Annotated in this window: 17 protein-coding genes; 8 read left to right on the plus strand and 9 right to left on the minus strand. The window is 32.9% G+C overall.

Annotated elements, in window-relative coordinates:
• The first annotated feature begins 89 nt into the window (after positions 1-89).
• A complete protein-coding gene (gene rplS / locus D1J36_RS09525) occupies positions 90-446 on the plus strand; it encodes a 50S ribosomal protein L19 (protein WP_004919056.1) in 357 nt (118 codons plus the stop codon).
• Positions 447-550: 104 nt separating this feature from the next.
• On the plus strand, positions 551-1,426 hold the full coding sequence (gene era / locus D1J36_RS09530) for a GTPase Era (RefSeq protein ID WP_154136913.1): 876 nt from the start codon (positions 551-553) through the stop codon (positions 1,424-1,426).
• Between the two features lie 87 nt (positions 1,427-1,513).
• On the opposite strand, the gene D1J36_RS09535 is transcribed toward era, so the two are convergent.
• The 4 genes from D1J36_RS09535 to D1J36_RS09550 all read right to left on the minus strand — a co-directional run bounded on the left by D1J36_RS09535 (position 1,514) and on the right by D1J36_RS09550 (position 4,099).
• Entirely contained in the window at positions 1,514-1,762 is a 249-nt protein-coding gene (locus D1J36_RS09535; protein WP_154136914.1) for a DUF6952 family protein, read from the minus strand.
• A 3-nt stretch (positions 1,763-1,765) separates the two neighbouring features.
• Entirely contained in the window at positions 1,766-2,074 is a 309-nt protein-coding gene (locus tag D1J36_RS09540; protein WP_014938864.1) for a thioredoxin family protein, read from the minus strand.
• A 78-nt stretch (positions 2,075-2,152) separates the two neighbouring features.
• Positions 2,153-2,785, minus strand: coding sequence for a peroxiredoxin (locus D1J36_RS09545; RefSeq protein ID WP_154136915.1), 633 nt, complete (start codon positions 2,783-2,785; stop codon positions 2,153-2,155).
• A gap of 117 nt (positions 2,786-2,902) precedes the next feature.
• Positions 2,903-4,099, minus strand: coding sequence for a pyridoxal phosphate-dependent aminotransferase (locus D1J36_RS09550; RefSeq protein WP_154136916.1), 1,197 nt, complete (start codon positions 4,097-4,099; stop codon positions 2,903-2,905).
• Between the two features lie 123 nt (positions 4,100-4,222).
• Here D1J36_RS09550 and D1J36_RS09555 point away from each other — a divergent pair, with 123 nt between their 5' ends.
• From D1J36_RS09555 to rpsA, 5 genes are all read left to right on the plus strand, one after another.
• Positions 4,223-4,369: a hypothetical protein gene (locus D1J36_RS09555; RefSeq protein WP_185147727.1), complete on the plus strand. Its 147-nt coding sequence runs from the start codon at positions 4,223-4,225 to the stop codon at positions 4,367-4,369.
• Between the two features lie 80 nt (positions 4,370-4,449).
• A complete protein-coding gene (locus tag D1J36_RS09560) occupies positions 4,450-4,593 on the plus strand; it encodes a hypothetical protein (RefSeq protein WP_154136917.1) in 144 nt (47 codons plus the stop codon).
• 81 nt (positions 4,594-4,674) lie between these two features.
• Complete coding sequence (locus D1J36_RS09565; RefSeq protein WP_154136918.1) at positions 4,675-5,259, plus strand: Crp/Fnr family transcriptional regulator; 585 nt, start codon at positions 4,675-4,677, stop codon at positions 5,257-5,259.
• Positions 5,260-5,317: 58 nt separating this feature from the next.
• Positions 5,318-6,709, plus strand: coding sequence for a tRNA uridine-5-carboxymethylaminomethyl(34) synthesis GTPase MnmE (gene mnmE / locus D1J36_RS09570; protein WP_154136919.1), 1,392 nt, complete (start codon positions 5,318-5,320; stop codon positions 6,707-6,709).
• Positions 6,710-6,927: 218 nt separating this feature from the next.
• Complete coding sequence (gene rpsA, locus D1J36_RS09575; protein WP_154136920.1) at positions 6,928-8,709, plus strand: 30S ribosomal protein S1; 1,782 nt, start codon at positions 6,928-6,930, stop codon at positions 8,707-8,709.
• Between the two features lie 269 nt (positions 8,710-8,978).
• Here the strand turns inward: rpsA and D1J36_RS09580 are convergent, their stop codons facing one another.
• The 5 genes from D1J36_RS09580 to D1J36_RS09600 form a co-directional block, all read right to left on the minus strand.
• Positions 8,979-10,175, minus strand: a complete 1,197-nt coding sequence (locus D1J36_RS09580) for an aminopeptidase C (RefSeq protein WP_154136921.1) — start codon at positions 10,173-10,175, stop codon at positions 8,979-8,981.
• A gap of 24 nt (positions 10,176-10,199) precedes the next feature.
• On the minus strand, positions 10,200-11,051 hold the full coding sequence (locus tag D1J36_RS09585) for a diacylglycerol/lipid kinase family protein (RefSeq protein WP_154136922.1): 852 nt from the start codon (positions 11,049-11,051) through the stop codon (positions 10,200-10,202).
• A 34-nt stretch (positions 11,052-11,085) separates the two neighbouring features.
• Positions 11,086-11,808, minus strand: a complete 723-nt coding sequence (gene lipB, locus D1J36_RS09590) for a lipoyl(octanoyl) transferase LipB (RefSeq protein WP_154136923.1) — start codon at positions 11,806-11,808, stop codon at positions 11,086-11,088.
• An 83-nt stretch (positions 11,809-11,891) separates the two neighbouring features.
• A complete protein-coding gene (locus tag D1J36_RS09595) occupies positions 11,892-12,272 on the minus strand; it encodes a c-type cytochrome (RefSeq protein ID WP_154136924.1) in 381 nt (126 codons plus the stop codon).
• Between the two features lie 5 nt (positions 12,273-12,277).
• Positions 12,278-12,478, minus strand: coding sequence for a hypothetical protein (locus tag D1J36_RS09600; protein ID WP_154136925.1), 201 nt, complete (start codon positions 12,476-12,478; stop codon positions 12,278-12,280).
• Positions 12,479-12,621: 143 nt separating this feature from the next.
• Here D1J36_RS09600 and D1J36_RS09605 point away from each other — a divergent pair, with 143 nt between their 5' ends.
• Complete coding sequence (locus tag D1J36_RS09605) at positions 12,622-13,011, plus strand: hypothetical protein (RefSeq protein ID WP_154136926.1); 390 nt, start codon at positions 12,622-12,624, stop codon at positions 13,009-13,011.
• The last annotated feature ends 95 nt before the right edge of the window (positions 13,012-13,106 follow it).

A 13,106-nucleotide genomic window follows, 5' to 3' on the forward strand; every position in this document is an offset into this window, starting at 1 on the left:
AAAAATATTTTAATTTTGCCGACTGTTAATCAACCTCTGACGAGAGCCGTGTATGTTGTTTGGCATAAACTTATTTTATTTATTAAAAAATGGATTTAATTAAGTACGTACAAGACAAGTACATTACAAAAAAAGAATTCCCTGAATTCAAAGCTGGTGATACCATCACTGTTTACTACGAAATTAAAGAAGGTCAAAAAACAAGAACTCAGTTCTTTAAAGGAGTGGTTATCCAACTAAGAGGAACTGGAGCTACTAAGACTTTCACTATCAGAAAAATGAGTGGCGATGTGGGTGTAGAAAGAGTATTCCCTATCAATATGCCTGCTCTACAAAAAATCACAGTAGACAGAAGAGGTAGCGTAAGAAGAGCTAGAATCTACTACTTCCGTGACCTTAGAGGTAAAAAAGCTAGAATTAAAGATAAGCCTTATATTGCTAAATAATTTAGGCTTTACTAGAAGAACTAAACCAAAATCCCTCTTAATCATTAGAGGGATTTTTTTATTTATAGACCATTTCATAACTTTGTAGAATATAAAATAATATAATGCACAAAGCTGGATTCGTAAATATCGTAGGAAAACCAAATGCTGGTAAATCAACTCTTCTTAATCAATTGATGGGTGAAAAACTAGCCATAGTAACTAAAAAAGCACAAACTACAAGACATAGAATATTCGGGATTTATAATGAGCCTGATTTGCAAATCGTTTTTTCTGACACCCCAGGAGTGTTAGACCCAAAATATGGACTTCAGGAAAAGATGATGGATTTTGTAAAAGATTCTCTACAAGATGCAGATGTCTTTCTTTTTATAGTAGATGTGACTGATAAAGATGCTCCTTCTGAATTTCTTATAGAAAAATTAAATAAAATTCCTGTTCCTGTACTTATCCTTATCAATAAGATAGACCAAACCAATCAAGAGGAATTAGAAAAATCAATGCATTTTTGGCATGATCAAATCCCTAAGGCGGAAATATTGCCTATATCTGCACTAGAAGGATTTAATACAGATGTTATTTTACCGAAACTAAAATCTTTACTTCCTGAAAATCCGCCATATTACGATAAGGAACAATTTACGGATAAATCTGAACGCTTTTTTGTAAATGAAGCCATCAGAGAAAAAATCTTGCTTAATTATGAAAAAGAAATTCCGTACTCAGTAGAGGTGGTTACAGAAATGTTTAAAGAAAAAGAAGGCATTATTTTTATAGACTCTATCATCTATGTGGAAAGAGATAGCCAAAAAGGTATTTTAATAGGACACAAAGGCGAAGCTATAAAAAAGGTAGGTACACAAGCGAGACTTGATTTGGAAAAGTTTTTTGATAAGAAAATCCATCTTAATCTTTTTGTAAAAGTTAGAAAAGATTGGCGTAAAAACGAAAGAGATTTGAAAAGTTTTGGTTATAGATAAAGCCAATTATTTACGAGTACAAAAAAAAGACTATCTTAAATACTTAAAGATAGTCTTTTTTTATATATTCTTTAGAACCAAATCTTTTTATCTATCTATTGATCCCATTACTTTTTGGGCAAAGCTATTGAGGGCGTCTTTTTCAGTCATACCTTCTTGTACACTATGATGTACTTCCATAGCTCCACAGATATTGGTTATCATTTCACCGATTAAGTTCATTTCTTCCTCGGATACGCCTCTAAACTCGGTATAAGATTCTAAAACCTCTAGCGTTGCTGCTAAATTTTCAGCTGTATTATTTTGATAGAATTGTCTTATAATTGGTAATTTCATAGCTTATTTAATTTCGTTGAACAAATTATTAAGGCTTTCTGCTTGGTTGGTTTGCACTTGGTTTACCAATGCTCCATTTTTAAAAGCAGCAAAAGTAGGTAGGTTATCCACTTTAGCAAGCTTACGGCTCTCAGGCAGTTTTTCAGCATCTACATAGTAAAATGGTATATCTTCGTTTTCCGAAGCTAATTTTTTAAATTTAGGTTTCATTATACGGCAATTACCACACCATGAAGCACCGTATTGCACCATTACTTTTTCATTCTCGTTTACTATTTGTTGAAGTTGGTCTTCTGTTAATTCTTGATACATTGTATTATATTTTTAAGTTAAAAGTATTAAAAAAGAGGTCTGAGAAAAATCAAACCTCTTTTTATTAAATTACTATTTTTAGTGTTTTGCTAAATATTCTGCGGTTGATTTTCTATCAGCATGCATAGCCTCTTTACCTTCTTCCCAGTTAGCAGGGCAAACTTCACCGTGCTTCTGTACATGAGTATAGGCATCTATAAGTCTTAAAAACTCTTTTACATTTCTACCTAGAGGCATATCGTTTACTGCTTCGTGGAAAATTTTTCCTGTTTCATCTATCAGATAAGTAGCTCTGTAAGTTACATTTGAACCTGAAAGAATTTCATTTCCTTCTTCATCATAATCAAAATCTTGCTCTACAATTCCTAAAGCATTAGCTAGTTGTCTGTGAGTATCTGCTAAGATTGGGTAAGTAACGCCCTCAATACCACCATTATCTTTAGGTGTGTTTAACCAAGCAAAGTGTACTTCGTTAGTATCACAAGAAGCACCAATTACCTTAGTATTTCTCTTTTCAAACTCACCTAGAGCCTCTTGAAAAGCGTGTAATTCTGTTGGACAAACAAAAGTAAAATCTTTTGGATACCAAAATAATAATACTTTTTGTTGGTTTTTTGTTGCTTCTTCTAGAACGTTAATTCTTAAATTATCTCCCATTTCAGATATTGCATCTACTGTAATGTTTGGGAAAGGTCTTCCTACTAATGACATATTTTTATATTTTTTGAGTTATTTTAATAATTTTCTTTTACAAAGATAAAAAGATTTAGTTAATGAATTACATTATTGTTGATAGTTAATATCTATCAATTAAAAAGAATCTATGAGTTAAATATTATATTTAGCTAAAGTTTCTTTGATACGCTTCATCGCTTCAATTATCTGTTCATCGGAAGTGGCGTAAGATAAACGAATACAATTGGTATCTCCAAATGATACACCTCCAACAGTAGCCACATGAGCTTTCTCTAAAAGGAACATCGCAAAATCATCAGAGTTATTGATGGTGGTATCTCCTAAAGTTTTTCCAAAATAATAAGAAACATCAGGGAAAAGATAGAATGCCCCTTTAGGCAGATTACATTTAAAACCTGGTATTTCGGATATAAGTTGATGAGCTAGGTTTCTTCTTTCTTTAAACTTATCTATCATAGGTTGTAGTTCTAATGGCTGCATTTCTAATGCCGTAATAGAAGCAATTTGTGCAATGGTATTAGCCCCAGAAGTTACTTGCCCTTGTATTTTATCGCAAGCAGATGCCAACCACTGTGGAGCAGCAGAGTAGCCTATTCTCCAGCCCGTCATAGCATAAGCCTTAGAAACACCATTGATGACTACCGTCTGATTGAACACTTGTGGAAACTGGGCTATAGAAGTATGTTTACCTTCGTAATTTAAAAACTCATAAATTTCGTCGGAAATTATCACAATCTCTGGATATTTGGCTAAAGTATTAGCGATAGCTTCCAATTCTTCATAGGTATAAAAACTTCCAGAAGGATTACAAGGCGAACTAAATAAAATCGCTTTAGTCTTTGGAGTAATGGCAGCTTCTATTTGTTTAGGAGTCACCTTAAAATCAGTTTCTATAGAAGTCTCTATAAAAACAGAATTTCCGCCCATCATTCTTACCATTTCGTCGTAGCTTACCCAATATGGCGAAGGCAAAATGACTTCATCTTCGTCGTCTATAAGCGCTGCTAATACATTAGAAATGGACTGTTTAGCTCCCGTAGAAACACAAATTTGACTTGGAGAGTACTCCAAATTATTATCTCTTTTTAACTTATTACAAATAGCTTGTCTAAGTTCAAGAAATCCTGTTATAGGAGAGTAATGACTATAATTATCATCAATAGCTTTTTTAGCAGCTAATTTTATTTTTTCAGGAACATCAAAATCGGGTTCACCCAAAGTCATACTAATAACATCTATACCTTCCGCTTTCATAGCACGGGCTTTATTAGACATTACAAAGGTTTGGGAATAGCTCAGTCTCTCAACGCGTTTAGATAATTTGCTCATAGTATATTTTTATTAGCAACAAAATTACGGATTTTGATTAAACATTTCATCATATTTATGGCTTAAATGTAAAGCGAAATAAAATCAAAATAAATAATTATTTTTGCTAAAAATATCATTACAATGAACAACACTTCTGATTCTAAATTAAAAAAATGGCTTAAACGAGTGGGTTGGGGAGGACTAATCTTCTTTACTGTAAAAGGCTTAGTTTGGTTGGCTATATTTTATTTTGGTGCAGATGCTTTAAAGGGCTGTGTGAATAATTAAATTCTGTATAAGGCTTCTTTAAACTAAGTTATACTGCAAAACAGCTGTGAATTTTGAAATAAATTTAAATTATAAATAAAATGAAAATTACTAAAAGAGAAATTATGTTTTTCATAGCGGGAATTTTAACTATGTTAATAGTTGAAACTGTTTGCGATTGGAATGGAAGCAAAACGGCATTTCAAAATGGTTTGGAAGATGGAGGTAAAATTTTAAAGCCATAAAAATCACAATGAAACAAAAAAGCAGTTGAATAGTTTTAAAGTTTAAAATTATTTAACTACCCGTTATTGTAAATATTAAATATGATAAACTTTGAAAACCATTTATCAGAAATTTTAGACTTACCAGATACTTGCCTTGATTTTTGTAAGGATGAATACGAAATAAAAAATATTAAAAAAAACACCTTTTTATTAAGAGAAGGCGAGGTGGCTAAATGGGCTGTTTTTGTAGAAAACGGACTTTTAAGAATGTATTCTATAGACACCCAAGGTAAAGAACATATTATTCAGTTTGCTCCAGAAAAATGGTTGCTTTCAGACAGAAATAGTTTATTCTTTGATGAAAAATCTAAATTCTATATAGAAGCAGTGGAAGATAGTCAAGTCTTATTACTAAAACCTTCATTTTTTGCTCAAATAATAGAAAAGTTTCCACAAACAGCAGCATCACAAGAGATGTTGTTACAAAAACACATCAGAAATTTACAAAACAGAGTTAATTCCTTATTGGGTGCAACAGCCGAAGAAAGATACTTAGATTTCATAAAAATGTATCCCGATATTTTGCAACGAGTACCACAATGGATGGTGGCTTCCTATTTAGGGATTACCCCAGAAAGTTTAAGCAGAGTTAGAAAGAATATTGCAGAAAAAGGGAAACTTTAATCTAAAGATAACTTTCTTTAGAAAACCAAATTATTTTTCTAAGTCTTATATTTGCGGAATGAATCAGCAAGATACCATTTGTGCATTAGCTACTGCCAATGGAGTAGGAGCCATAGGCATTATTAGAGTTTCGGGAGATAACTCTATTAACATTACAAATACTATTTTCAAAGGGAAAGATTTAACTAAAGTTGACTCTCACACTCTCCATTACGGATTTATCGTCCAAGGCGAGGAAGTGATAGATGAAGTCATGATAAGTATTTTTAAAGCCCCAAAAAGCTTTACTACAGAAGATTCCGTAGAGATTTCGTTTCATGGGTCGCCTTTCATTGGTAAAAGAATTTTAGATTTATTGATAGCAAACGGTTGCAGAATGGCTAAGGCTGGAGAGTTTAGTATGAGAGCCTTTATGAATGGTAGAATAGACCTTTCTCAGGCGGAATCTATAGCAGACCTTATAGCTTCTGAAAGTGAAGCAGCAAGAAAAGTAGCTCTTAACCAACTAAAAGGTGGTATATCTAATGAAATTTCTATTTTACGGAACGATTTACTTAATTTCACTTCTCTTATAGAACTTGAGCTTGATTTTGCTGAAGAAGATGTAGAATTTGCTGACCGAACTGAATTGACTCAATTATTACAAAAACTAAAGTCTAAACTTGGTGGCTTATTAGAAAGTTTCCAATACGGAAATGCCGTTAAAAATGGAGTTCAAGTAGCTATCATTGGTAAGCCTAACGCAGGGAAATCTACTTTGCTAAACTCTTTACTAAAAGAGGAAAGAGCCATCGTTTCTGATATTGCAGGAACTACTAGAGACACCATAGAAGAAGTACTGCATATTGGTGGACACGCTTTTAGATTTATAGATACTGCAGGAATTAGAGATACCGCCGATAGAGTAGAGAGCATAGGTGTAGAAAAGGCTAAAGAAAAAATAAATACAGCAGATATTCTATTGTATTTATTTGATATAAAAGACAGTTCTCCTGACGAAATTATAAACTTTATTACCTCTTTGGAGCGTCCTGACCTTAAGGTTGTTTTACTCCAAAACAAAATAGATTCCAGTAACGAGGCAGAAATTAATGATTTTTGGAAACAGTTAAAAGAGGCTCTCGTTCCTGATTTTACCCAAACCATTTTGGGTATTTCGGCTAAGGAAGGAAAGAATATAGAAATTTTAAAAAATGAACTGGTAGCTTATATAGAAGAGTTAAAAACTTCTGAAAGCACCATTATTACCAATCAGCGTCATCAAGAAGCGTTACAAAAATCGCTTCTTTCAGTACAAAAAGTGGAAGACGCCATCACAAATAGAATTTCCACCGAACTTTTAGCCTACGAACTTCGTGCTGCTATGGAGCATCTAGGTGAAATTTCAGGGGAGTTTACCAATGACGAAGTGCTAGGTAATATCTTTGGTAAGTTTTGTATTGGAAAGTAAAATTTATAAAACTTACTCTAAATATTATACCTGATAATAATTTTGATTTAAAAGTCTAAAAATCATATTGTCAGATAATAAATTTTACATATATTTGCACCACTTTTTACGGACTTTTTTGAGCGAAAAGTAAAAAACTGTAATATTTAACCAACTTCAAAGCCCATTTATCCGTTTTAGCTCAAAGAATGGTAGTTTTGGATACAAATTATTTTATTATGTCAGAACAGACAAAACAACAAGAAGAGGTTCTTATGAACCAAAATGTAGCACCTGAAAATTTCGATTGGGATTCTTTTGAATCTGGTCTTAATGCTGAGGACAGAAACGAGAAAAAAGAACTTGAAGAAATCTACAAAGGTTCTTTAAGCGATTTAGCAGAAGATGATGTTATCGTAGGTAAAGTAGTAAGACTTACAGACAAAGAAGCTATCGTTGACATTGATTTCAAATCAGAAGGTGTTATTTCTCTTAACGAATTCCGTTACAACCCTAACTTAAAAGTAGGTGATGAGGTAGAAGTAATGGTAGACAGAAGAGAGGACAAAACAGGACAATTACAACTTTCTCATAAAAAAGCAAGAACGCTTAAGGCTTGGGATAAAGTAAACCAATATCACGAAAGTGGTGAGGTAGTAAACGGTTTCGTTAAGTCTAGAACAAAAGGTGGTATGATTGTAGATGTATTTGGTATCGAAGCATTCTTACCTGGTTCTCAGATAGATGTTAAGCCTATTAAAGATTACGACCAATATGTAGGTAAAACTATGGAGTTCAAAGTGGTTAAAATTAACCCTGAATTCAAAAATGTGGTGGTATCTCACAAAGCTCTTATCGAGGCTGATATTGAAGATCAGAAAAAAGAAATCATCGCTCAGCTTGAAAAAGGTCAAGTTCTTGAAGGAACAGTTAAAAACATCACTTCTTACGGTGTGTTTATCGACCTAGGAGGCGTTGATGGTCTAGTACACATTACAGACCTTTCTTGGTCTAGAGTAAACCACCCAACAGAAATCTTAGAAGATGGACAAACTGTGAAAGTGGTTATCCTTGACTTTGATGAGGATAAAACAAGAATCCAACTAGGTATGAAGCAGTTAGAAGCTCATCCTTGGGACGCTCTTGATGAAAACCTAAAAGTAGGAGATAAAGTAAAAGGTAAAGTAGTGGTATTGGCTGACTATGGTGCTTTCGTAGAAGTAGCTCCAGGTGTAGAAGGTCTTATCCACGTTTCTGAAATGTCTTGGAGCACACACCTTAGAAGTGCTGGAGATTTCGTAAAAGTAGGAGACGAGGTAGAGGCTCAAGTACTTACTTTGGATAAAGAAGAAAGAAAAATATCTTTAGGTATGAAGCAACTTTCTGAAGATCCATGGGCTAATATCCAAGATAAATATCCATTAGGCTCTAAGCACTCTGGTACTGTAAGAAACTTTACTAACTTTGGTGTATTCTTAGAATTAGAAGAAGGAATTGATGGACTTATCTATATTTCTGACCTTTCTTGGACTAAGAAAATCAAACATCCATCTGAATTCTGCAGCGTAGGAGATAAGTTAGATGTTGTAGTTCTAGAACTAGACGTAGATGCTAGAAGACTTTCTTTAGGTCATAAGCAACTTACAGAAAACCCTTGGGATAAATTCGAAACTAAATATGCTGAAGGTACTGTACACACAGGAGTAGCATCTGATGTTTTTGATAAAGGAGCGCAAGTTAAATTTGAAGATGTAGAAGTAGAAGCTTTCTGTCCTGCTAGATTACTTGAAAAAGAAGATGGTTCTAAAATCAAGAAAGGAGATGAAGCTGAGTTCAAAGTAATTGAATTCAATAAAGAATTCAAGAGAGTGGTAGTGTCTCACACAGGTCTTTTCCGTGAAGAAGAAAAGAAAAATGTAAAAGAAGCTGCTGCTAAAAGCTCTGCATCTGAAGAAAAAACAACTTTAGGAGATATTGATGCTCTTGCAGAACTTAAAAAGAAAATGGAAGAAGGTAAATAATCTAAATAATTAGATTAAATACTTTTCTAAAATATCTTTAAACCGTCTCAAAATTGAGGCGGTTTTTTAGTTTGCCATTATTTTGACGCCAAAACAAAAGAAATAAGTGTATAAAAAATGAAGTTTAATGTTATAAAAGAACTTTCTATATGTATATATGTCATTTTATTTAAATTTGACATACAGCAAATATCTATTTAACATAATATAAATTATAGGAAAACTCTAAACTAAAAAGAGACCGAATAATATCGGTCTCTTCGAGTATTTTATAAACCTATATTAGTGTTTATTTTAAACTTCTTAGTTATATTCTTAGGAATACCATCTTTGTGAAGTAAAATACCTGTTGTTTTATACAACACATACGGCTTAGTTACATAAAGATAACCTTCATAATCGTTGGTTGTTCCCCAAGAGTTTTTCACCATATAATACTCTTTACCTGTTTGGTCCTTAGCAATACCTACAATGTGCATACCGTGGTCGTCTGTTGTAGTAAGATTGTTAAGAGCTTCCTGACGCATTTCTTCCGTAATTTTTTTATCAGGTTTTGGACCTTTAAATAAATCTTTTTTAGTAGCTGCGTTAAGATTATCCAAATCTAAATTTGGTACATAAGCCACTCCATTTTTGTACGAGAAATAAGGTTCAGATACATCTGTTGCCCAGCCTACTGTATGGCCGTTTTTTATAGCATAATCTATAATAGTCGTAAGGTCTTCCATTGGGACATTCCACATAGTTTCGTGGCTCCAGTTGTCTGGAATAGGCACTACAAATCTCTCATAATAAGCATAATCTTTATATGATGATATACCTACATAATCTTCAGGAACAATCCCAACTACCTCTTTAGCAAAGGTTTGAGGCGTGTATTGTTTACCTTTATAAGTAAACTGAGTTGGATACTTACCTAAATAACTATCCAAAATAGCATCTATATTAGACAACCAGTTAGACGATAATTTCCCTGATGGATTTTTAACATAAGCATCTAGCATTGATTTTATAATTGCTTGCATTTCAGAGAAATTATTTCTCGTTTGCCCTTCCTTTAAACCTGAATATACTTCTTGTGGAACTGCACCATATTTGCGATACATATTGATAACATCGTGTAATTCGCCACCATCTCCCCAAGAAATAGCTCCACCATTAAGTACATAAAGTTTGGCTTTATCGTGATAAGAATTTCTAGCAGTAAATATTTCTGCTAAATCTACAGGAGCTTTCCCCATTCTTATCATTTCAGATTCTAAGAAAGAGTTTCCTGAGTAGCTCCAACAAGTTCCTGAAGAACCTTGGTCTTTTACAGCCGTAACACCGTTCTCTTTAATTACCGTAAATTTAAAATCAGGATTTTCGGATTGATTGTTTTTCAAGCTATTCACTAAGCCATCTTGAGCAAACGCAAAAGTTGCACAAGATACCATTGCTAAAGCTGTTAGTTTCGTTTTTATCATAATATATAGTATAAAAGGTTAATTTTAGTATAAAATTTTTAGTTTTTCAGTTGAAACCTTTACCGATATGGGTGAAGATATTTCGTGATACTCACCATCTAGATGCCAATCTTTAGCACTCGCCTCAAAAGAGAAACTCTCTTTTTTCAAAAAGGTTACAAATTGGTCATTTTTCAGTTGTTTTTTAAACATTCTCGTTGCAAATATTGAAGCATACCAAAGTGGAAATTTTTTAACCAAAACTAAATCCAAAAGTCCATCGTTAGCCAATGCCTTCGGAGCTATGTAAGCGTGATTTCCAAACTGCCTAGTATTTGCAATATTGAACATCAAATATTTGCCATTATATTTTTTTAGTTCTTCTTCTTTAAAGTTAATCTGAATGGGACGATATTTAAAAAAAGTTTTAATACTCGTTTTAATATAATTGGCAAATCCTCTATTTGTATTTTCAAATGCTTTGGTAACGGCACCATCAAAACCAATACCTGAAACATTGATGGAAAGCTGACCATTCACTGTAAAAGTATCAACCTCTCTACTTTTAGGATTTTTTATTTTATTGATTAAAGAAGTTATATCTTTAGTAAAACCCATTTCGTAAGCAAAACCATTACCCGACCCCGCTGGATAAATTCCTAAAATTTTATCTGTACCTATCAGTTTTTTAGCAATACTAGAAATAGTTCCATCGCCCCCTACGGCAACAAACATATCAACTTTTGAGAAATTATTTTCTATAAAAGCCTCCGTCCCTTTTACCGAATCTGAAATATAGTACAATGCCTGAGGAAACTCCTTTTCCATTTTTTCTAGAAAAGATTGATATTTCCCCTTTGCTGAAAAAGGATTGATGATAAACGCTAAATTCTGCATAATCTAACCAATATAACACTTTTACCTTTAGTTTCTATATAAATTCTGAACCAAATATTTGTGTAAAGTGTTTTTTTATTTTTTCCTTTAAATCTACTATTTCTTTATCAGTAAATTTTCGTTCTAGCTCTCGCTCCATAGAGGTTACGGATTTATCTTTTATCCCACACGGAATAATATATTCAAAATACCTTAAATCTGTATTTACATTTAGTGCAAAACCATGCATAGTAACCCATTTAGAAGTTTTAACCCCCATGGCACATATCTTTCTAGCATAAGGTTTACCTACATCTAGCCAAACCCCTGTTTCTCCTTCGGAACGCTCTCCTTTCAAGCCATATTCTGCAATTACTCTTATGATAACTTCCTCTAAACTACGCATATAAGCGTGTATGTCTGTTTTAAAATTATCCAAATCTAAAATAGGATAACCTACAATCTGTCCAAAGCCATGATAAGTGATATCTCCACCTCTATTAGTTTTTATAAATGTGGCGTTAATTTCTTTTAACTTATCTGTATTTGCCAACATATTGTTTTCATTACCACTTTTTCCTAAAGTGTATACATGAGGGTGTTCCACAAATAAAAAATAATTTGGCGTTAATTCCTGTACCCCATCTACCCTATCTCTATTTTTGAGTTTTAGTTCTATAATTTCTTTCATGAGATTTTCTTGATACTCAAACGCATCAGGATAATCCATCAAACCTAAATCTCTAAACTTTAGCTGTTTATTATATTTTTTATCCATGAATTCTTTTTATAAACTAAATTAAAAAATAAAAGAAGACCTCTTTTACAGTAGGGTCTTCTTATTTATAATTAAAGTACTATCTATTTTTTAAGACTCATGATGAATTCTACCATTTTATCCGACTCTTCTTTAGATAGTTGAGGATGTGGTTGCATCGGTATTTCGCCCCAATTACCACTACCGCCCTCAATAATATTTTTCGATAGTGTTCCTAAATCTTCTTGAGTATATCTATCTGCAATCTCTTTAAAAGAAGGACCTGCCATTTTCTTATCAATACTATGACAACTCAAACAGTCTGACCCCTTTATTAACTGATATCCTTGATGCTCTAGGTTAGGCTCTACAGCACTTTCTGATACCACTCGTGGCTTCTCCTCCACTGTCTCTACTTGAGAGGTTTCTTTCTGAGTACAAGAAAATAGAACCAAAGTTAATATTCCGAAATAAGTATACTTCATACGGTTTATTTTGTAGCTGTAGAATCAGTTGCAGGAGTTGTTGTTCCAGCAGCAGGTGTACTTACTGTAGTCTTAGTAGTATCAACAGCTACAGCAACCTCAGGCTCTGGAAGCATAATATTACTCTCTGCATTTACATTTTCCTTTTTAGAACACGCTACTGAAGTTAAACCTAAAACTAAGGCTATCACAAATATTTTTTTCATAAGGTTAAATATTATTTACATTATTTCTACAAAAGTAATAATTTTTGATAAATATTAAATCTCAGCTACATTAAATTAAACTCATTCTAAATTTATACCCAATAGAAAATCTATTGTTTTAATGCTTACCTTTGTCGCAAGATATGTTCAGAAAGTTTATTATATACGGTTTTATCACATGCTATCTCATTTCGTTTTCAGAGGTGAGAGAGGTTTTGAAATTGCCTGTATTGATAGAACATTTTATAGAACATAGAAGCAGTAATCCAGAAATGTCTTTTGGACAATTTATTACACTCCACTACCTCAGTGGAGATGTACACGATGACGATTATAACGAGGATATGAAACTTCCGTTTAAATCTCAAAATCAAACTATTGCGGTTATGCTATTAGCCATACCCCCTGCCAGTTTTGATTTTAATATAAAATCGTCAAAAATACACAAAGAAAAATCACAAAATTTTGGCTACTCCGAAGGTTTTACTATGGGAAGTAGTGTTTCTGTATTTCGCCCTCCTAGGTCTATTTAGTTTTATACTTAAACCCTTTATTTTTTCTTTATTAAAGGTGTTCGTTTGGTTAAATTGCTTTTAACCAATTACTTTATTTATAAATTAATAACTCT

It is taken from the genome of Riemerella anatipestifer (assembly GCF_009670965.2).
GTDB lineage: Bacteria > Bacteroidota > Bacteroidia > Flavobacteriales > Weeksellaceae > Riemerella > Riemerella anatipestifer_B.

Excerpts from the sequence above, each read along its gene's own strand:
- rplS (WP_004919056.1), top strand. The coding sequence starts at position 90 with ATGGATTTAATTAAGTACGTACAAGACAAGTACATTACAAAAAAAGAA.
- era (WP_154136913.1), top strand. The coding sequence starts at position 551 with ATGCACAAAGCTGGATTCGTAAATATCGTAGGAAAACCAAATGCTGGT.
- D1J36_RS09535 (WP_154136914.1), bottom strand. The coding sequence starts at position 1,762 with ATGAAATTACCAATTATAAGACAATTCTATCAAAATAATACAGCTGAA.
- D1J36_RS09540 (WP_014938864.1), bottom strand. The coding sequence starts at position 2,074 with ATGTATCAAGAATTAACAGAAGACCAACTTCAACAAATAGTAAACGAG.
- D1J36_RS09545 (WP_154136915.1), bottom strand. The coding sequence starts at position 2,785 with ATGTCATTAGTAGGAAGACCTTTCCCAAACATTACAGTAGATGCAATA.
- D1J36_RS09550 (WP_154136916.1), bottom strand. The coding sequence starts at position 4,099 with ATGAGCAAATTATCTAAACGCGTTGAGAGACTGAGCTATTCCCAAACC.
- D1J36_RS09555 (WP_185147727.1), top strand. The coding sequence starts at position 4,223 with ATGAACAACACTTCTGATTCTAAATTAAAAAAATGGCTTAAACGAGTG.
- D1J36_RS09560 (WP_154136917.1), top strand. The coding sequence starts at position 4,450 with ATGAAAATTACTAAAAGAGAAATTATGTTTTTCATAGCGGGAATTTTA.
- D1J36_RS09565 (WP_154136918.1), top strand. The coding sequence starts at position 4,675 with ATGATAAACTTTGAAAACCATTTATCAGAAATTTTAGACTTACCAGAT.
- mnmE (WP_154136919.1), top strand. The coding sequence starts at position 5,318 with ATGAATCAGCAAGATACCATTTGTGCATTAGCTACTGCCAATGGAGTA.
- rpsA (WP_154136920.1), top strand. The coding sequence starts at position 6,928 with ATGTCAGAACAGACAAAACAACAAGAAGAGGTTCTTATGAACCAAAAT.
- D1J36_RS09580 (WP_154136921.1), bottom strand. The coding sequence starts at position 10,175 with ATGATAAAAACGAAACTAACAGCTTTAGCAATGGTATCTTGTGCAACT.
- D1J36_RS09585 (WP_154136922.1), bottom strand. The coding sequence starts at position 11,051 with ATGCAGAATTTAGCGTTTATCATCAATCCTTTTTCAGCAAAGGGGAAA.
- lipB (WP_154136923.1), bottom strand. The coding sequence starts at position 11,808 with ATGGATAAAAAATATAATAAACAGCTAAAGTTTAGAGATTTAGGTTTG.
- D1J36_RS09595 (WP_154136924.1), bottom strand. The coding sequence starts at position 12,272 with ATGAAGTATACTTATTTCGGAATATTAACTTTGGTTCTATTTTCTTGT.
- D1J36_RS09600 (WP_154136925.1), bottom strand. The coding sequence starts at position 12,478 with ATGAAAAAAATATTTGTGATAGCCTTAGTTTTAGGTTTAACTTCAGTA.
- D1J36_RS09605 (WP_154136926.1), top strand. The coding sequence starts at position 12,622 with ATGTTCAGAAAGTTTATTATATACGGTTTTATCACATGCTATCTCATT.